The sequence below is a fragment of the Mesorhizobium sp. M0207 genome, assembly GCF_040321995.1.
Classification (GTDB): Bacteria; Pseudomonadota; Alphaproteobacteria; order Rhizobiales; family Rhizobiaceae; genus Mesorhizobium.
In genome coordinates this window covers 121,717-138,309 of the sequence record NZ_JAMYSQ010000004.1, presented here as the reverse complement: position 1 = coordinate 138,309, position 16,593 = coordinate 121,717, and the positions used below count along the sequence as shown (strand labels likewise).

Annotated in this window: 22 protein-coding genes and 1 other RNA gene; 10 read left to right on the top strand and 13 right to left on the bottom strand. The window is 61.4% G+C overall.

Going from position 1 to position 16,593, the window contains the following annotated elements:
* Positions 1-237: 237 nt before the first annotated feature.
* Positions 238-561: an ArsR/SmtB family transcription factor gene (locus NKJ15_RS08770; protein WP_352471223.1), complete on the bottom strand. Its 324-nt coding sequence runs from the start codon at positions 559-561 to the stop codon at positions 238-240.
* A 51-nt stretch (positions 562-612) separates the two neighbouring features.
* Here NKJ15_RS08770 and NKJ15_RS08765 point away from each other — a divergent pair, with 51 nt between their 5' ends.
* The 3 genes from NKJ15_RS08765 to NKJ15_RS08755 are packed head-to-tail and all read left to right on the top strand — an operon-like array spanning position 613 to position 1,973.
* A complete protein-coding gene (locus tag NKJ15_RS08765; protein ID WP_352814874.1) occupies positions 613-1,095 on the top strand; it encodes an SRPBCC domain-containing protein in 483 nt (160 codons plus the stop codon).
* 17 nt (positions 1,096-1,112) lie between these two features.
* Positions 1,113-1,475, top strand: a complete 363-nt coding sequence (locus NKJ15_RS08760) for a VOC family protein (protein ID WP_352613344.1) — start codon at positions 1,113-1,115, stop codon at positions 1,473-1,475.
* Positions 1,476-1,505: 30 nt separating this feature from the next.
* The gene (locus NKJ15_RS08755; protein WP_352814871.1) at positions 1,506-1,973 is read left to right on the top strand and encodes an SRPBCC family protein; all 468 of its coding nucleotides are present in this window, start codon (positions 1,506-1,508) and stop codon (positions 1,971-1,973) included.
* A 42-nt stretch (positions 1,974-2,015) separates the two neighbouring features.
* Here NKJ15_RS08755 and NKJ15_RS08750 read toward each other — a convergent pair whose 3' ends face one another.
* From NKJ15_RS08750 to ssrS, 6 genes are all read right to left on the bottom strand, one after another.
* On the bottom strand, positions 2,016-2,303 hold the full coding sequence (locus tag NKJ15_RS08750) for a BrnA antitoxin family protein (protein WP_352613340.1): 288 nt from the start codon (positions 2,301-2,303) through the stop codon (positions 2,016-2,018).
* Complete coding sequence (locus tag NKJ15_RS08745; protein WP_352814869.1) at positions 2,284-2,571, bottom strand: BrnT family toxin; 288 nt, start codon at positions 2,569-2,571, stop codon at positions 2,284-2,286. The genes NKJ15_RS08750 and NKJ15_RS08745 overlap by 20 nt, the downstream gene beginning before the upstream one ends.
* A 53-nt stretch (positions 2,572-2,624) precedes the next feature.
* Positions 2,625-3,389, bottom strand: a complete 765-nt coding sequence (locus NKJ15_RS08740; RefSeq protein ID WP_352814867.1) for a TerC family protein — start codon at positions 3,387-3,389, stop codon at positions 2,625-2,627.
* Positions 3,390-3,459: 70 nt separating this feature from the next.
* Positions 3,460-4,284 carry a TIGR00282 family metallophosphoesterase gene (locus NKJ15_RS08735; protein WP_023678036.1) on the bottom strand — a complete coding sequence of 275 codons (825 nt, stop codon included), beginning with the start codon at positions 4,282-4,284 and terminating at the stop codon, positions 3,460-3,462.
* 81 nt (positions 4,285-4,365) lie between these two features.
* Positions 4,366-4,953, bottom strand: a complete 588-nt coding sequence (locus tag NKJ15_RS08730; protein ID WP_352814865.1) for a 5-formyltetrahydrofolate cyclo-ligase — start codon at positions 4,951-4,953, stop codon at positions 4,366-4,368.
* A gap of 140 nt (positions 4,954-5,093) precedes the next feature.
* Positions 5,094-5,249, bottom strand: a non-coding RNA gene (ssrS, locus tag NKJ15_RS08725) — 6S RNA.
* Positions 5,250-5,425: 176 nt separating this feature from the next.
* Between ssrS and NKJ15_RS08720 the strand changes: the two genes are divergently transcribed.
* From NKJ15_RS08720 to msrB, 7 genes are all read left to right on the top strand, one after another.
* Complete coding sequence (locus tag NKJ15_RS08720) at positions 5,426-6,265, top strand: AAA family ATPase (RefSeq protein WP_352687162.1); 840 nt, start codon at positions 5,426-5,428, stop codon at positions 6,263-6,265.
* Between the two features lie 103 nt (positions 6,266-6,368).
* Entirely contained in the window at positions 6,369-6,815 is a 447-nt protein-coding gene (locus tag NKJ15_RS08715) for a GNAT family N-acetyltransferase (RefSeq protein WP_352814863.1), read from the top strand.
* 61 nt (positions 6,816-6,876) lie between these two features.
* Positions 6,877-7,071, top strand: a complete 195-nt coding sequence (locus NKJ15_RS08710) for a type II toxin-antitoxin system HicA family toxin (protein WP_126104508.1) — start codon at positions 6,877-6,879, stop codon at positions 7,069-7,071.
* 9 nt (positions 7,072-7,080) lie between these two features.
* On the top strand, positions 7,081-7,485 hold the full coding sequence (locus tag NKJ15_RS08705) for a type II toxin-antitoxin system HicB family antitoxin (protein ID WP_254816428.1): 405 nt from the start codon (positions 7,081-7,083) through the stop codon (positions 7,483-7,485).
* A 9-nt stretch (positions 7,486-7,494) separates the two neighbouring features.
* Entirely contained in the window at positions 7,495-8,685 is a 1,191-nt protein-coding gene (locus NKJ15_RS08700) for a vWA domain-containing protein (RefSeq protein WP_352814861.1), read from the top strand.
* On the top strand, positions 8,686-9,507 hold the full coding sequence (locus NKJ15_RS08695) for an MBL fold metallo-hydrolase (RefSeq protein WP_352814859.1): 822 nt from the start codon (positions 8,686-8,688) through the stop codon (positions 9,505-9,507). It abuts the gene before it with no gap.
* A gap of 109 nt (positions 9,508-9,616) precedes the next feature.
* Positions 9,617-10,021: a peptide-methionine (R)-S-oxide reductase MsrB gene (msrB, locus tag NKJ15_RS08690; RefSeq protein ID WP_352745881.1), complete on the top strand. Its 405-nt coding sequence runs from the start codon at positions 9,617-9,619 to the stop codon at positions 10,019-10,021.
* Positions 10,022-10,024: 3 nt separating this feature from the next.
* Here msrB and NKJ15_RS08685 read toward each other — a convergent pair whose 3' ends face one another.
* From NKJ15_RS08685 to NKJ15_RS08660, 6 genes are all read right to left on the bottom strand, one after another.
* Positions 10,025-10,339: a hypothetical protein gene (locus NKJ15_RS08685; RefSeq protein ID WP_352471234.1), complete on the bottom strand. Its 315-nt coding sequence runs from the start codon at positions 10,337-10,339 to the stop codon at positions 10,025-10,027.
* 69 nt (positions 10,340-10,408) lie between these two features.
* A complete protein-coding gene (locus tag NKJ15_RS08680; RefSeq protein ID WP_352540328.1) occupies positions 10,409-10,849 on the bottom strand; it encodes a hypothetical protein in 441 nt (146 codons plus the stop codon).
* Positions 10,850-10,910: 61 nt separating this feature from the next.
* The gene (locus tag NKJ15_RS08675; RefSeq protein WP_023719653.1) at positions 10,911-11,171 is read right to left on the bottom strand and encodes a DUF2312 domain-containing protein; all 261 of its coding nucleotides are present in this window, start codon (positions 11,169-11,171) and stop codon (positions 10,911-10,913) included.
* 161 nt (positions 11,172-11,332) lie between these two features.
* Positions 11,333-14,791, bottom strand: a complete 3,459-nt coding sequence (gene pyc / locus NKJ15_RS08670; RefSeq protein WP_352814856.1) for a pyruvate carboxylase — start codon at positions 14,789-14,791, stop codon at positions 11,333-11,335.
* 190 nt (positions 14,792-14,981) lie between these two features.
* A complete protein-coding gene (locus NKJ15_RS08665; RefSeq protein WP_352471237.1) occupies positions 14,982-16,100 on the bottom strand; it encodes a branched-chain amino acid ABC transporter substrate-binding protein in 1,119 nt (372 codons plus the stop codon).
* A 138-nt stretch (positions 16,101-16,238) separates the two neighbouring features.
* Positions 16,239-16,586, bottom strand: a complete 348-nt coding sequence (locus tag NKJ15_RS08660; protein WP_352471238.1) for a DUF6867 family protein — start codon at positions 16,584-16,586, stop codon at positions 16,239-16,241.
* Positions 16,587-16,593 lie beyond the last annotated feature (7 nt).

The window sequence follows — 16,593 nt, the reverse complement described above, 5'->3', positions numbered from 1 at the left end:
GCACCCCTGTCATCTTCTCGGCTAGAGCATCTGCCGCCTGGTGAACCACCCGGCATCTTGCAAAAATGCTCGAATTCAAAATTTCAGAACGTCCTGCTGCGTCCCTGACGGACGGACGGCGCTCGCTGTCGGAATGGCCGGCTTATAGATAAATCGGCTCAATTCGTCCAGCCGCGCCATTGCTGCCGGCACGCAAGGCTTTCAAGATCCGAAAATCGGCAGGCTTCGGCAAACCTTTCATCCCTCAAGATCGGATTTCAGCCGGTCGAGGATGCCTATCGCGTGCGTGGCATATTGACTGATCCAGCGGTCGTGGATGTGCTTGATCGGCAGCGCGTTGAGATGGTTCCAGCGTTCGCGCCCCTCGCGCCGCGCCACGACCAGGTCGGCCTCCTCCAGCACCTTCAGGTGCAGCATGACCGTGCAACGGTCCATGTCGGGGAAGGCATCGCACAACATGCCGGTGGTCTGCGGCGCATCCTTCAGCCGGTCGAGCAACGCACGCCGGCGCGGATGCGCCAGCGCCTTGAAAACATTGTCGTCCCGCGATTGGCTTGACATGTTATATTTCTATAACATATCATTGAGCCATTCAAGGAAGGAGCTGTGGATATGTCTCTTGGATTCAGGGTTTCTGGCCGCATCGGCAAACCCGTCGCCGAAGTCTTCGATGCGGTCGTCAATCCGAAGAAACTTAGCGGCTACTTCACCACGATCGGCGGCGCCAGCGCACTGCTGGTGGCGGGCGCCACCGTCATCTGGTGGGGCAAGGTTCCCGTCGAGGTCGACGAGGTGAAGAAAGACAGCCGCATCGTGCTGCGCTGGGATGCCACCGACGCCGACGGCAAGCCAGCCTACAAGACCCGCATCGAGATGAATTTCGAGCCGCTCGACGATGGCGGCACCTTCGTCACCATCGCCGAAACCGGCTGGCACGAGGACGCGCTCGGCCTGAAGAAATCCTACCTCAATTGCGAGGGCTGGTCGCAGATGCTGGCCTGCATGAAGGCCTATGTCGAATACGGCATCAATCTGCGCGACGGCTATTACCGCAGCGAGATGAAGGGCGAGCCGGCCAACGAGAACAACATCTGAGAGCAAATGGAGTAAGAATGACCGCGAAGATCACCGGCGGCATCAACATCGCGATGAAGGTCCCGCCGCATCAATACCAGGCAACGGTCGCCTTCTATCGCGACGTCATCGGCCTGAAGCCATTCACGGCCAAGCCGCCGGCCGTCGGCTTCGAACTCGGTCCCAATCGGCTGTGGATCGACGAGGCGCCGATGATGAGCCAGGCCGAGATCTGGCTGGAACTGTTCACCGATGATTTTCCGGCCGCTGCGGAGCATCTCGCCGAGGCCGGTGTCGTGCGCTGCGATGCCATCGAGGCACTGGGTGAAGGCTTTCGCGGCGGCTGGATCACCAACCCGACCAACATCATTCACCTGGTGCGCGAACCCGATGCCTGGTGAACAGGGCGGCGCCGTGGAAAGGAGGATGAAATGGAAATCCGCGAAACACCGACCGCCGAAGCCGGCATGCTGATAAGGCGGCCGGTCGCCGACGTATTCGAAGCCTTCGTCGATCCGGCGATCACGACGATGTTCTGGTTCACCCATGGCAGCGACAGGTTGGACAGCGGCAAGGAAATCAGTTGGGAATGGCGCATGTATGGCGCCTCGACGGCGGTCAATGTCAGTGAGATCGTCGATAACAAGAAGATCGTCATGCAATGGAGCGATCCGCCGACCACGGTGGTGTTGACATTTACCGAGATGCCGGGCGCCACGACCTTTGTCGAGGTCCGCAATTTCGGCTTTGCCGGCAGCCCTGACGAGCAGGTCAAGCAGGCGATCGGCTCGACCGGCGGTTTTGCGCTGGTGCTCGCCGGCGCCAAGGCGTGGCTGGAGCAAGGCGTGATGCTCGGCCTGATCGGCGACCGCCACCCGAAGGACGTTCCAGCAAATTAAGTAACGGCGAGCCAAGATCGGCTGGCAACAGACCGCGAATGCTCAGGAACGCCGCTTTTCCTGCTCTAGCACATGACGGCGGAGCACGCGGTTGATCTCCGTTTGATAGCCACCGCCTTCGACATGCTCCTTGAACCAGGACAGCACATCAGCGTCAAGCCGAATGGTCACCGGCTGCTTTAGTGGCCGGTAGAGGTGCCCTCGGCGAGCATGAACCCAATTCTCGGCCGAAGTTTCCGGAATGTCGGACGTGTCAATTTCGCTGTCAGGCAAATCTGGCAAATTGGCGAGCTGGTTGCGCTGATCTTGGCTAAGTTCCTTCCTGCTCATAGCGCCTCCTTTCATGCGGCGTTGCTTTCCGGGCACCGACAATCCGAATTCGTTCTTCATCTTCGAGATCGGGATAAGTGCGAACAACGAGCAGTACCACCAGCCCTTGGATCATCCCGATCGCATGCCAACTTTGCTCGTCATCTTCAAACCGGTCAGGCACAATCAGATGAAGCGGATCCTTGAAGACCTCTTTGGCGAGATCGAACGCAACACCATGCTTGGCACGGTTGCGCTTGGCCTTCTCGGGATCCCATTCAAATCGCAATATGGCGGCACCGTGATTTACAAAATTGTACGCACAATTCTGTAAGAGTCAAGTCAGTGCCCGCCGCCCTTTGCCTTCTTCCGGCGCCGCGCCAGCATGTTGAGCCCTTCGACCAAGGCCGAAAAACCCATGGCGGCGTAGATGTAGCCTTTCGGCACGTGGTAACCCATGCCATCGGCGATCAGCGTCATGCCGATCATCAGCAGGAAGCCGAGCGCCAGCATGACGATGCTGGGGTTCCTGGCGATGAAATCGGCCAGCGGCCCGGCCGCCAGCATCATCACGCTCACCGCCACGATCACCGCGATGTACATGATCGCGATTTCGTCGGTCATGCCGACGGCGGTGATGATCGAGTCGATCGAGAAAACGAGGTCGAGCAGCAATATCTGGAAAATCGCGCCGGCCAGCGAAAGCTGCAGCGTCTCGCCCATCATGGTGTCCTGGTGATCATCGAGATCGACCGTGTGGTGGATCTCCTTGGTCGCCTTCCAGACGAGAAACAGTCCGCCGGCGATCAGGATCAGGTCGCGCCATGAAAAGCCGTGGCCGAAGGCGGTGAATATCGGCGTCGTCAGCTGGACGATGATCGAGATGGTGGCCAGCAGGATCAGCCGCATCACCAGCGCGGCGGATATGCCGAGCCGCCGGGCGCGGGCCCGCTGCGCTACCGGCAATTTGTTGGTCAGGATCGAGATGAAGATCAGATTGTCGATGCCGAGCACGACCTCCAGCACGACCAGCGTCAGCAGCGCGACCCATGCCGTCGGGTCGGAGACAAAGGCGAAATGCGGCGCCAGGAATTCGACTAGCTGCATGGAGGTCGTCCCCTCTACGATCTAGAGCAGTTTCGCCGGCAATTGGGTATTGCAAGCGTCCATATCAATGTCACGACCAGAAGGATGGAGCCGTTTCCTCCAGCCGCGGGCCGCGGCGAAACGGCGCGATCCGTTCGGTCAGGCCGCTACGGTCGGAAATGTCGACGCCGACGCCGCACAATGTCGCCGGTCCGGTCGACGCCTCGAAGCGGCCTTTCGGCACCTTGGACAAGAACCGGTTGAGCGGCTCCTCCTTGTCCATGCCGAGCGAGGAATCGTAATCGCCGCACATGCCGGCATCGGAAATATAACCGGTGCCGCCATTGAGGATCTGGTGATCGCCGGTCGGCTGATGCGTGTGGGTGCCGACAACAAGGCTGGCACGGCCGTCGACGAAGTGGGCGAAACACATTTTTTCCGAGGTCGCCTCGGCATGGAAATCAATGACGATTGCATCGGCCTGCTCACCAAGTGGACAAGCGGCAAGTTCGCGCTCGCCGGCCTGGAACGGATCGTCGAGCTCGGGATGCATGAACACCCGGCCCATGATGTTGGCGACCAGCACGCGCGCGCCGTTCCTGGCGATGTAGACGCCTGAGCCGCGCCCCGGCGTACCCTTGGGGAAATTGGACGGACGCAGGAAGCGCTCTTCGCGCGGCGCGAAAATCAGCGCATCGCGCTGGTCCCAGACATGATTGCCGGTGGTGACGACATCGGCGCCGGCCGAGATCGTCTCGCGAAAAATCTCCTCGGTGATGCCGAAGCCGCCGGCGGCGTTCTCGCCATTGACGATGACGAAGTCGAGCTTGAAATCCGAGATCAGGCCAGGCAGTTGTTCCCACACCGCCGTACGTCCTGTCTTGCCGACCATGTCGCCGAGGAAGAGAAGTCTCATATAAGCGTGATCCCGAACCGAAGGCCAGCGAAGCAAAAAGCTGCATGACTTTCGGAAAAGACCATGCGTCCAGGAACTTATCTACAATTTCGGCGCGAACCGGCGCAACCCGCTCTCGGTGAGTATTTCCGGAATGATCACGTCATGCGGCTCGTCCGGCACCAGGGCCACCTCCTGGCAGTCGAAGGCAATGCCGATCAGCCGCGGCTGCTGTCCCTTGTCGGCCAGCCGCGCGATCGCCCGGTCATAATAGCCGGCGCCGTAACCGATGCGGTGGCCGCGCGCATCGAAGGCGGCAAGCGGCACCAGCATCATTTGGGGATCGAGCACCTCGGCTTCCTCATGCGGCCCGACGGTGCCGAAGCCCATGTCGATCATCGGCGCGCCGCGCACCAGTTCGCGAAAAACGATGGTGGTCTTGTTGAGGATGGCCGGCAGGCAGAGCCTTGCCCCCTTTTCGCGCAAGGCAAACATCAGCGGCCGGACGTCGACTTCCGAGCGCATCGGCCAGAAGCCTGAGACGATCTGGGCCGGCTCGACCGTGATCCGGTCGCGCGCCGTCTCGGCCATTTCGAGTGCTGCCTCCACCCGCCAGAAAGGATCGAGCGCGTCGCGGCGGCCGAGGGCTTGGTTGCGGAGAGTTTTTTTCAGGTCTTTTGAGGATGTCATGCGCCGACGTTAGAAAAGGTCAGATTTGGATGGAGTTTTACGAGCGACGTTTTGGAGGAGCGGGGCGAACTTTCGTTCGTGAGAGCACCGCACAAAGCGGCGCGACGACAAGATCCGCCAGACATTGCCTTTTCGACAGGTGACGATCCACACAACCGGTGGAGAGAGCGATCCCGGGAACCTACAAAGTAGGTGGGCGCCGTATGAGAAAACCCACGGGTCTTCCCAGGGACAGCTCCCTAGGGATCATTAAGGCCCCGGGGAAAATGTTCTCCTGCCGGGAAGCGCAGACCGTCTCCGCCAATATAGGCAGACGGCAGACCAAGCGCCAGAGAGACGACATGTTTCGAGTCTTAAATCGACGCAGAACCGCTCGACGAGGGTCGCGCCGGCAAGATCCCCGCTTTGCCAGCAGCGCCTTGCACAGCGAAGGCCGCCTCCTTAGGGTCGCGCGATGAACCCGGGAGCAAAAATGCGTTTTGAAGGCACGGCAGCCTATGTCGCCGACAAGGATCTGATGGTGGCGGTCAACGCGGCGATCGCGCTCGAGCGGCCGTTGCTGGTCAAGGGCGAGCCCGGTACCGGCAAGACCGAACTTGCCCGCCAGGTGGCGGCGGCGCTCGGCCTCGATCTGATCGAATGGCATGTCAAATCGACCACGCGGGCGCAGCAGGGCCTCTATGAATATGATGCCGTCTCGCGGCTGCGCGACAGCCAGCTCGGCGACGAGCGCTTCAACTACATCCGCAATTACATCAAGCGCGGCAAGCTGTGGGACGCCTTTGCTGCCGGCAAGAAAGTCGTGCTTCTGATCGACGAGATCGACAAGGCCGATATCGAGTTCCCCAACGATCTGTTGCAGGAACTGGATCGGATGGAGTTCTTCGTCTACGAGACCGGCGAGACCATTCGTGCCACCGTCCGGCCGATCGTCATCATCACCTCCAACAACGAAAAAGAGCTGCCGGACGCCTTCCTGCGCCGCTGCTTCTTCCACTACATCCGCTTTCCCGACGTCGAGACGCTGCACAAAATCGTCGACGTGCACTATCCCGGCATCAAGCAGAACCTGGTGCGTGCCGCACTCACGCAATTCTATGAAATCCGTGACGTGCCGGGCCTCAAGAAGAAGCCGTCGACCTCCGAGGCACTCGACTGGATCCGCCTGCTGGTCGCCGACGACATCGCGCCCGAGGACCTGCGCGCCGACCCGAAGAACGCGCTGCCGAAACTGCACGGCGCCTTGCTGAAGAACGAACAGGACGTGCATCTGTTCGAGCGCCTGGCCTTCATGGCGAGACGGCAGGGGTGAGGGGCCGACGAAAGCCGCCGGACAGCGCTTTCCCGTCGCTGGACCGTTGCCGCCGGCGAGGCGTGAAGGCAGCTTCGGGTTGCCGACTTCAGAGGGAAATGAAATGACCGAGATCACCGTCCGCCCGCTTGTGCAATCCGACCACGCCGATTGGCGGCGTCTTTGGACCGCCTATCTCACCTTCTACGAAACCAAGCTGCCGGAAGAGGTTTACGCCGTCACCTGGAAGCGGCTGTTCACGGCGGGCGAGTTCGAGCCGAAAGGCTTCATCGCCACCCTCGACGGCAAGGCCGTCGGCCTGACGCACTATCTCTACCATCGCTCCTGCTGGTCGCAGATAAACAACTGTTACCTGCAGGACCTGTTCGCCGACCCCGATGTACGCGGCAAGGGCGTCGGCGCCGCCCTGATCGAAGCGGTCAAGCAGGAAGCCGGCAAGATCGGCGTCAAGAACGTCTACTGGATGACCCACGAAACCAACACCACGGCACGCAAGCTCTACGACCACGTGGCGCGGCGGACCGGCTTCATCGAGTACGATCTGCTATGATGAAGCCAACGATTGAAATAATCACCTGTGCGCAATATATTGCGCATGATCAGGGGCGACAGTGCCGCTGATCGAGACCAACACGCGCAAGATTGTCACGAGGCTTTTACGTGACGGCTGGGTGAACGTAGGCGGCGGCAAACACGAGAAGTACGAGCATCCGGAAAGGCCGGAGATCATGATTATCGTGCCGCGGCATCGCGAACAATCTCTGGGTGTTGCGCGGTCGATCGCCCGGCTTGCTGGATGGATTTAAGGACGAATCATGACGCACTATGTCGGAATTCTTGACGGCGCAGATGAAGTCTGGGGAGTGCGGGTGCCTGATCTTCCCGGATGTCACGGCGGTGGCGCAAGTCCCGAAGAGGCGATAGCCGATGCGACTTCTGCCGTTCGCGAATGGGCAGAGACACGAATGGCGAAGAACTTGCCCTTGCCCGCGGCGCGCACTGTGGCAGATCTGCTCCGACTGGGCGAAGTCGATAGCGCTGCCGGTGAATCCGCCGTGATGATCCCTGTGCTGATCGATTCCGGACGGCCTGTCCGGGCCAATCTGTCGCTCGACGCAGGTCTTTTGGCGGCAATCGACGAAGAAGCAGGTCGGCGTGGTCTGACGCGTTCCGCCTTTATCGCCAGCGCCGCACGGGAGAAGATCGAGGGACACAGATAAAGTCGGACCATGTTCATCCCCTTCTTCCTCGAACTGAAGGCAGCGCGGGTTCCGGTCTCGCTCCGCGAATATCTGTCGCTGCTGGAGGGGTTGGAAGCCGGGCTGGTCGACTATGATGTCGAGGGCTTTTACTATCTCGCCCGCGCCGCGCTGGTGAAGGACGAGCGACACATCGACCGCTTCGACCAGGTCTTTTCGCACGTCTTCAGAGGTGTCGAGGCGCTGGCTGGCGAAAAGCCGGTCGATGTCGCAAACATCCCGGAGGAATGGCTGCGGAGGCTCGCCGAAAAGCACCTGACCGATGAGGAGAAGAAGCTGGTCGAGGCGCTGGGCGGCTTCGAAAAGCTGATGGAAACGCTGAAGAAGCGGTTGGAAGAGCAAAAGGGCCGGCATCAGGGCGGTTCGAAATGGATCGGCACCGGCGGCACCTCGCCCTTCGGCGCCTACGGCTACAATCCCGAAGGCATGCGCATCGGCCGGCACGAAAGCCGCAACCGCCGCGCGGTAAAAGTCTGGGACAGGCGCGAGTTCAAGAATTTCGACGATGCCGTCGAACTCGGCACCCGCAACATCAAGGTCGCGCTGAAGCGCTTGCGCCGCTGGGTGCGCGAAGGCGCCGAACAGGAATTCGACCTGCCCGGCACCATCCACGCCACCGCCGAGCACGGTTATCTTGACGTTAAGACACAACCCGAACGTCGCAATGCCGTGAAGCTGCTGATGTTCTTCGATGTCGGCGGCTCGATGGACGACCATGTCAGGAGTGTCGAGGAGCTGTTTTCGGCCGCCCGCGCCGAGTTCCGCCAGCTCGAATATTTCTATTTCCACAACTGCCTTTACGAGGGCGTGTGGAAGGACAATCGCCGCCGCCATGCCGAGGTGATTCCGACCTTCGATCTCCTCCATAAATATGGCCCCGACTACAAGGTGATCGTCGTCGGCGACGCCTCGATGAGCCCCTATGAGATCGCTCAACCCGGCGGCTCGGTCGAGCATTGGAACAAGGAGGCCGGCGCCGTCTGGCTCGGCAGGCTGCTGCAGCAATGGCCGAACGCCATTTGGCTCAATCCGGAAGACGCGAAGAACTGGGGTTTTACCCATTCGATTGCCATGATCCGCGATATTTTTGGCGGCCGCATGTTTCCGCTGACGCTCGCCGGCCTCGAAGCCGCGACGAAGCAACTTTCAAGGAAGCACTGAATGGATCCACGCAAAACAGGACGGTCGACCTGTTTCCTTTGCCTGCAATGCGGTGTCCAGTTCGCGGCGACAGCGACGCCGCCGCGACATTGCCCGATCTGCGAGGACGAGCGGCAATATGTGCGCTGGGAGGGCCAGGCCTGGACCACGCCGGAAGAGCTCGCCGCCGGCCATCGGGTCGTGATCAAGGATGATGCCGGCGTGCTCGCCTTCGGCATCGAGCCACGCTTCGCTATCGGCCAGCGCGCATTGCTGGCGCAAACGCCGCACAGCAATGTGCTGTGGGACTGCATCTCGATGGTCAGCGACGAGGCGGTGGCCGAGATCAACCGCCGGGGCGGCCTGGCCGCCATCGCCATTTCGCACTGCCATTATTATTCGGCAATGGTCGAGTGGAGCGAGGCGTTTGGCGGCGTGCCGATTTATCTGCACGCCGATGATCGTCCGTGGATCATGCGGCCGCATCCGGCAATCATCAGTTGGGAAGGCGAGATGCGCGCCATAAACCCGTCGCTGACGCTCATCCGCTGCGGCGGCCACTTTGCCGGTGGCCAGGTACTGCACTGGAAGCGCGACCGCGGCAATGCCATCCTGGCCGGCGACATCCTGCAGGTGGCGCCGACCCGCCGTCATGTCAGCTTCATGTACAGCTATCCGAACTATATCCCGCTCAACGCGACGAAAGTGCTCGGCATCAAGGCCGCGCTGGAGCCTTTCGCGTTCGACCATATCTACGGCGCATGGTGGAACCAGAACGTCATCGGAGATGCAAAGGCAGCATTTTCAGCATCGGTTGCGCGCTATCTCGCCGCCATCGCCTGAGGGATTCTTCGCAGCAGGATAGGAAATACGAGCAAACGCCGTAACAAATGCCTATTTCAGGCGAAGTTGCGAAGGCAACCCAAATAGCGACATAAGCTAAGAGGAAAAAATGGACAGCCGCACCTACCCCGTTACCCGCACCGATGCCGAATGGCGCGCCCGGCTGACGCCCGAGCAATATGCGGTGATGCGCAACCACGGCACCGAGCGGCCGGGAAGCTGCGCCCTGCTGCACGAGAAGCGCGCCGGCACCTTCTCCTGCGTCGGCTGCGACCAGCCCTTGTTTGAATCCAAGCTGAAATTCGAGAGCGGCACCGGCTGGCCGAGCTTCAACGACCCAGTGCGGGGTTCGGTCGAGACCACCGTCGACCGCAGCTACGGCATGGTCCGCACCGAATGCCATTGCGCCCGCTGCGGCAGCCATCTCGGCCATGTCTTCGAGGACGGCCCGCCACCGACCGGTCTGCGCTATTGCATCAACGGCGTGGCGCTCAAATTCGCGCCGGCCGCCTGATCGTCAGGCCACAACCACCAGGATCAGCCACAACGTGGCGCCAAGCGTCATCAGCGAGGCCATGACGCCACTCGATTTTCCGGCAGTTCGCCAAACGGCAAAGGTCAGGAAGATATTGTAGGGCACCGGCGCGAAATGCACCGCCAGGACGAGCGCAAGCGGCAGCTTCAATCCTAGCAGAATGAGCGCCCCCACCGACGACGCGACGTTGATCGCTGTGCCGACAACGACCAGGTCGCGCCAGAACAGCCGATCGAGCGGCACGCCGCCGAACCAGCGTGAGCGGAAGAAAGCGGCAACGCGCGACATGATCGTCATCGATCGACCGGCTCCCTGGCTGCTCACCAGAGCAACCCTTCCACAAGGATTGCGTCTGGAAACCCTGCTTTATTCCTGACCCAGAACTTCGGCAATCGCGCGCTCGAAACGTGAGGCTTCCGTCACCAGCCAGTCGGTCATCGCCGGCCAATTGTCCTCGGCAAAACAATTCACCCGCCACATCGAATTGATGCCGAGGCCGTCGCAACTTTGTTCTGGCCTGAGCTTCAGCCTGTCTTCGATGGCCGGCTGGAACGGCTTCAACCGCGACCAGGCTTGCGTGGCACCGAACTTCTCGTTGCGGCCGAAGAAGACGCCGACATGATTGTGCGCAGGCGCGACGTACATGGAAAGGACCAATGCGAAATCGGGCAGCCCACGCTGCCAGAACCACGGCCCGCGCTTTGCCCGGCGGACCCGTTCCTCCGGATGCCGCTCTGCGAAAAGGGTCCAGAAGCCGCGCTGCCGGAATTCCGTGGCGCGGTGGGCGCCGAAGTCGAATTCACTCATGGCTGGATTCCATGGTCAGAACCGCTTCTCCCGCGATCGTCTCCGGCGCCGAGGCCGGCCTCTACACCATGCCGAGCGCAGCCTTGTACAGATCGAGGATGGATTCCTCTTCCTGCCGCTCGGCCTGGTCCTTCTTGCGCAGCCTGATGATCGACCGCATCGCCTTGGTGTCGAATCCGGTGCCCTTGGCCTCGGCGAACACTTCCTTGATGTCGTCGGCAATCGTCTTCTTCTCTTCCTCGAGCCGCTCGATTCGTTCGATGAAGGCGCGCAGCTGGCCGGCGGCAACAGTCTGGCTGGTCTCGGTGATGTCGTCGGCCATATTCTTCTCTCCGCGTCGTTTCCCGCCGCGACTCGGGGTGACCCGAGCGGCGAATTGCAGCGGTTCGATGCCCGACCGGGCGCGGCGGGTCAAGGTACTATCGATGCGGCATGAAGGGCTGCTGCCAGGCGCCGACAAGGCCTTATCGATGCCGGCCTGTTTCACCCGAACGCGATCAGCAGATCCTTGGCATCGATCTGGTCGCCGGCCTTGACCAGCACCTCGGCTATGGTGCCGTCGCGTTCGGCATGCAACGCCGTTTCCATCTTCATCGCTTCGATCGACAGCAGCACGTCGCCGGCCTTCACCGCCTGGCCGGCAGCGACCGCAAGCGCCGAGACGACGCCAGGCATCGGCGCGCCGACATGCGCCTCATTGCCCGGCTCCGCCTTGCGCCGTGCCTTGGCAGCGGACGCGCCATGCGCCCGGTCCGGCACCTTCACCCGGCGCGGCTGCCCGTTGAGCTCGAAGAACACGGTGACCATGCCCTTTTCGTCGACATCGCCGATGGCAAGGCAGCGCACCACCAGCGTCTTGCCTTTTTCGATGTCGACGAAAATCTCGTCTTCCGGCTTCATGCCGTAGAAATAGGTCGGCGTCGGCAGCACGCTGACCGGCCCGTAGGTCTCCTGCGCGGCGGCAAAATCGGAAAACACCTTCGGATACATCAGCCACGACGCGAACTCGAATTCGCTGAGCTTGCGCTCGAGCTTTTCCTCGACCTCCGCGCGACTGGCCTTGAGGTCCGCCGGTTTGAGCAGCGAACCCGGCCGCACCGTGATCGGCTTTTCGCCCTTCAGCACCTTCTTCTGCAATGGCTTTGGCCAGCCGCCCGGCGACTGGCCGAGATCGCCGCGCAACATCGACACCACCGAATCCGGGAAGGCGATGTCCCTCGCCGGATTCTCGACGTCGGCGACGGTCAGGTCCTGGCTCACCATCATCAGCGCCATGTCGCCGACGACCTTGGACGACGGCGTCACCTTGACGATGTCGCCGAACATCAGATTGACGTCGTGATAGGTCTGCGCCACTTCGTGCCAGCGTGTCTCCAGCCCGAGCGAGCGCGCCTGTTCCTTGAGGTTGGTGAACTGACCGCCCGGCATTTCGTGCAGATAGACCTCCGATGCCGGCCCCTTCAGGTCGCTTTCGAAGGCTGAATACTGGTTGCGCACCGCCTCCCAGTAGAACGAGATGTTCCTGATCCACTGCGGGTCGAGGCCCGGATCGCGCTCGGTGCCCTTCAGCGCCTCCACGATCGAACCGAGGCACGGCTGCGAGGTGTTGCCCGATAGCGAATCCATCGCCGCGTCGATGGCATCGACGTCGCTCTCCACCGCCGCCAGCACGGTTGCCGCCGACAGGCCGGATGTGTCGTGGGTGTGGAAGTGGATCGGCAGGTCCGTCGCCTCGCGCAGTGCGTTGAACAGCGCGCGGGCGGCGCTCGGCTTTAGAAGCCCAGCCATGTCCTTGACGGCGATGATATGGGCGCCTGCCGCCTGCAATTCCCTCGCCAGGCCGACATAGTATTTCAGATCGTATTTCGCCCGCGCCGGATCGAGTATGTCGCCGGTATAACAGATCGCCGCTTCGATCAGTCTGCCCTCGGCGCCGACCGCATCCATGGCCACGCGCATGTTCTCGACCCAGTTCAGGCAGTCGAAGACCCGGAACAGGTCGATGCCGCCGGCAGCGGCATGGCGGACGAAATGCTGGACGACATTGTCGGGATAGTTGGTATAGCCGACGCCGTTGGCACCGCGCAGGAGCATCTGCAGCAGAAGGTTGGGTGCTGCCTCGCGCACCAGCGACAGCCGCTCCCATGGGTCTTCGGTGAGAAAGCGCATGGCGACGTCGAATGTGGCGCCGCCCCAGCATTCGAGCGACAAAAGCTGCGGCAGAGCACGCGCATAGGTGCCGGCAATTCCGGCAATGTCATAGGTGCGCACACGCGTCGCGAGCAAGGATTGATGCCCGTCGCGCATTGTCGTGTCGGTGACCAGCACCTCTTTTTGCTCGCGCATCCACGCGGCGAATTTCTCCGGCCCGAGCACGTGGAGCTTCTGCTTGCTGCCTTGAGGCACATTGCCGTTGAGATATGGCACCACCGGTGGCGCCGCATCGGCCTTTGGCTGCGGCCGGCCGCGCGTCTCGGGATGACCATTGACCGAAACGTCGGCAAGGTAGTTGAGCAGCTTGGTCGCGCGGTCCTGCCGCTTCACACTGGCGAACAGTTCCGGCGTCGTGTCGATGAACTTGGTGGTGTAGGAATTGTCGGCGAAGCTCGGGTGATTGATGATCGCCTCGAGGAACGTGAGGTTGGTCGCCACGCCGCGGATGCGGAATTCGCGCAGCGCCCGGTTCATGCGGGCGATGGTCTCGGCCGGCGTCGGCGCCCACGCCGTTACCTTTTCCAGCAGCGGATCGTAGAAGCGGGTGATGACCGCGCCCGAATAGGCGGTGCCGCCATCAAGGCGGATACCGAAGCCGGTGGCACCACGGTAGGCGGTGATGCGGCCATAGTCGGGGATGAAATTATGCTCGGGATCTTCCGTGGTGATGCGGCACTGCAGCGCGTGGCCGTTGAGCCTGATGTCCTTCTGCGCCGGAACGCCCGATTCCGCCGTGCCGATGGCAAAGCCGTCGAGGATATGGATCTGCGCCTTGACGATGTCGATGCCGGTCACCTGTTCGGTGACCGTGTGCTCGACCTGGATGCGCGGATTGACCTCGATGAAGTAGAATTTTCCGGTATCAGCATCCTGCAGGAACTCGACCGTGCCGGCGCCGATATAGCTGGTTTCGCGCGCGATCCTCAGCGCGTAGCCGCAAAGCTCCTCGCGCTGTGACATTTCGAGGTAGGGCGCCGGCGCCCGCTCGACCACTTTCTGGTTGCGGCGCTGGATCGAACAATCGCGCTCGAACAGGTGCACGGCGTTGCCATGAGTGTCGCCCAGCACCTGCACCTCGACATGGCGTGCGCGCTCGATCAGCTTTTCGAGATAGACCTCGTCCTTGCCGAAAGCCGCCTTCGCCTCACGCTTGCCTTCCATGACCTCGCGCGCGAGATCGGCCTCGGAGCGGATGGCGCGCATGCCGCGGCCGCCGCCGCCCCAGGATGCCTTGAGCATCACCGGGTAGCCGATCGTCTTGGCGAGTTCCTTTACCGCCGCCATGTCGTCCGGCAAGGGATCGGTGGCGGGAATTACCGGCACGCCGACTTCGATCGCGAGGTTGCGAGCGGCGACCTTGTTGCCTAGCCTGCGCATCGTATCCGGCTTTGGCCCGATGAAGATGATGCCGGCCGTGGCGCAGGCCTCGGCGAATTCCGGGCTTTCCGACAGCAGGCCGTAGCCTGGATGGATGGCATCGGCGCCCGAAAGCCTGGCGACACGGATAACCTCCTCGATCGACAGATAGCTTTCGATCGGCCCCATGTCCCTGGCCAAATGCGGCCCGCGCCCGACCTGGTAGCTTTCGTCGGCCTTGAAGCGATGCAGGGAGTATTTGTCCTCCTCTGCCCAGATCGCCACGGTTTTGAGGCCGAGCTCATTGGCCGCGCGGAAGACGCGGATGGCTATTTCGGAGCGGTTGGCGACAAGGATCTTCGAGATTGCCAAGGACAGGGCTCCGGACGCGGAAAAGGGAACTGCCGGACATGATTAGCGCGAAAATGCTGCAGTGCAAACAAAAATGGAGACGTCGGCTAAACCGATTTAAATCCTTGCGCCTATGCGATGAAGCAAAAGACAAATGAAAAATGCCCGGCGCGAGGCGCCGGGCATTTTTGGGCTGCAGGCGTTTGCCGGCTTATTGTTCGAAGTAGGTGTACTTGCCGTCGTCACCCTTCTTCCAAGTGTAGATGACGTAGTCGGGACGGGTGATGTCGCCCTTTGCGTCGTAGCCGATGTCGCCGATAGCGGTCTTCCACGGGCCACTCTTCTTGATCTCTTCCGCAACCTTCTGCGCGTCGTCGGAAGAGCCGACCTTGTTGGCGGCGGCGGCGACGATCTGCAGCGCGGCGTAGGAGTAGAGCGTATAGGCTTCAGGCTCGAAACCGGCGGCGCGGAACTTCTCCACGAGTTCCTTGGCGTTCGGGTTCTTGCGCGGATCGGGAGCGAACGTCATCAGCGTGCCGTCGACGGCATCGCCGGCGATGGAGGCCAATTCGTTCGACACGATGCCGTCGCCGGACATGAACTGGGCCTTGAGACCCTGATCGGCGAGCTGGCGCATAATCAGGCCGGCCTCGGTGTGCAGGCCGCCATAGTAGACGACGTTGACGCCGGCATCCTTCATCTTGGCGATCAACGCCGAGAAGTCCTTGTCGCCGACATTGATGCCCTCATACATGGCTTCGGTCACGCCATCAGCATTGAGTGCCTTCTTGGTTTCGTCGGCGAGACCCTGGCCGTAAGGCGTCTTGTCGTGGACGACGGCGATCTTGCCGTCCTTAAAGTGCGCGGCGAGGTAGTCGCCGGCAACCTTGCCCTGCTGATCGTCGCGTCCGCAGGTACGGAACGTGTTCCACAGGCCCCGCTCGGTCAGCTTCGGGTTGGTCGCGGAAGGCGTGATGACGAGAATGCCGTTCTCGGCATAGACCTCTGACGCCGGAATGGTGACGCCCGAATTGAAGTGGCCGACGACATATTTGACGCCATCGGCGACAAACTTGTTGGCGACCGAGATGCCCTGCTTCGGATCCGACACGTCGTCGCCGACCTCGATCTTGATCTGCTCGCCGTTAATGCCGCCAGCCGCGTTGATATCGGCGGCAGCCTGTTCGGCGCCCTTCTGCAACTGCGCGCCGAATGCTGCGTTCGGGCCAGTGATCGGACCGGCAACGCCGATCAGGATGTCAGCCCACGCGCTGCCGCTGAACGCGACAAGCGCGGTCAGGGCGACGGCGGACAAAAGTGACTTTTTCATTGAAACGCTCCCATTTACCGAGTGGGCGTGGATGTTGCTTTCATGCGATGCCCACTCTTGCTCGCAGAAAGAGTACTTTGCCGATTTTCAGGCACTTGTCACGCCGATTCATCCCTGAAGCGCCGTTAATGATAAATGTCAACCTTTTGGTTTCCAGCTCAAAAGAGAGGCTCTTTCGTAAAGCCAATTATACTGCGTTACCATCTGGTTGGTGCGCGTGTATTGGTAGCCAATGAAGCCCAATATCATCAGCACGATGGTGTCGACCACGTAGTAATGCAGCGAAAACATCGTTCCGCCGAACAGCGCATGATGGATGAATCTTACGCCGATGCCGAGCCCCAGCATGTAGGCGAACAACTGGGCGAAGCTGCGCCACGTCTGCGCACATGCCTTGCCCGTCATCCACGCCGCCCAGCCGCCGAGCAGGCAGGTGACGAAGAAGAACTGCCAGATCGAGGGTTCCTCATAGACGATGCCCTGCATGATTGAT

Excerpts from the sequence above, each read along its gene's own strand:
- NKJ15_RS08770 (WP_352471223.1), bottom strand. The coding sequence starts at position 561 with ATGTCAAGCCAATCGCGGGACGACAATGTTTTCAAGGCGCTGGCGCAT.
- NKJ15_RS08765 (WP_352814874.1), top strand. The coding sequence starts at position 613 with ATGTCTCTTGGATTCAGGGTTTCTGGCCGCATCGGCAAACCCGTCGCC.
- NKJ15_RS08760 (WP_352613344.1), top strand. The coding sequence starts at position 1,113 with ATGACCGCGAAGATCACCGGCGGCATCAACATCGCGATGAAGGTCCCG.
- NKJ15_RS08755 (WP_352814871.1), top strand. The coding sequence starts at position 1,506 with ATGGAAATCCGCGAAACACCGACCGCCGAAGCCGGCATGCTGATAAGG.
- NKJ15_RS08750 (WP_352613340.1), bottom strand. The coding sequence starts at position 2,303 with ATGAGCAGGAAGGAACTTAGCCAAGATCAGCGCAACCAGCTCGCCAAT.
- NKJ15_RS08740 (WP_352814867.1), bottom strand. The coding sequence starts at position 3,389 with ATGCAGCTAGTCGAATTCCTGGCGCCGCATTTCGCCTTTGTCTCCGAC.
- NKJ15_RS08735 (WP_023678036.1), bottom strand. The coding sequence starts at position 4,284 with ATGAGACTTCTCTTCCTCGGCGACATGGTCGGCAAGACAGGACGTACG.
- NKJ15_RS08730 (WP_352814865.1), bottom strand. The coding sequence starts at position 4,953 with ATGACATCCTCAAAAGACCTGAAAAAAACTCTCCGCAACCAAGCCCTC.
- NKJ15_RS08720 (WP_352687162.1), top strand. The coding sequence starts at position 5,426 with ATGCGTTTTGAAGGCACGGCAGCCTATGTCGCCGACAAGGATCTGATG.
- NKJ15_RS08715 (WP_352814863.1), top strand. The coding sequence starts at position 6,369 with ATGACCGAGATCACCGTCCGCCCGCTTGTGCAATCCGACCACGCCGAT.
- NKJ15_RS08705 (WP_254816428.1), top strand. The coding sequence starts at position 7,081 with ATGACGCACTATGTCGGAATTCTTGACGGCGCAGATGAAGTCTGGGGA.
- NKJ15_RS08700 (WP_352814861.1), top strand. The coding sequence starts at position 7,495 with ATGTTCATCCCCTTCTTCCTCGAACTGAAGGCAGCGCGGGTTCCGGTC.
- NKJ15_RS08695 (WP_352814859.1), top strand. The coding sequence starts at position 8,686 with ATGGATCCACGCAAAACAGGACGGTCGACCTGTTTCCTTTGCCTGCAA.
- msrB (WP_352745881.1), top strand. The coding sequence starts at position 9,617 with ATGGACAGCCGCACCTACCCCGTTACCCGCACCGATGCCGAATGGCGC.
- NKJ15_RS08685 (WP_352471234.1), bottom strand. The coding sequence starts at position 10,339 with ATGACGATCATGTCGCGCGTTGCCGCTTTCTTCCGCTCACGCTGGTTC.
- NKJ15_RS08680 (WP_352540328.1), bottom strand. The coding sequence starts at position 10,849 with ATGAGTGAATTCGACTTCGGCGCCCACCGCGCCACGGAATTCCGGCAG.
- NKJ15_RS08675 (WP_023719653.1), bottom strand. The coding sequence starts at position 11,171 with ATGGCCGACGACATCACCGAGACCAGCCAGACTGTTGCCGCCGGCCAG.
- NKJ15_RS08665 (WP_352471237.1), bottom strand. The coding sequence starts at position 16,100 with ATGAAAAAGTCACTTTTGTCCGCCGTCGCCCTGACCGCGCTTGTCGCG.
- NKJ15_RS08660 (WP_352471238.1), bottom strand. The coding sequence starts at position 16,586 with ATGCAGGGCATCGTCTATGAGGAACCCTCGATCTGGCAGTTCTTCTTC.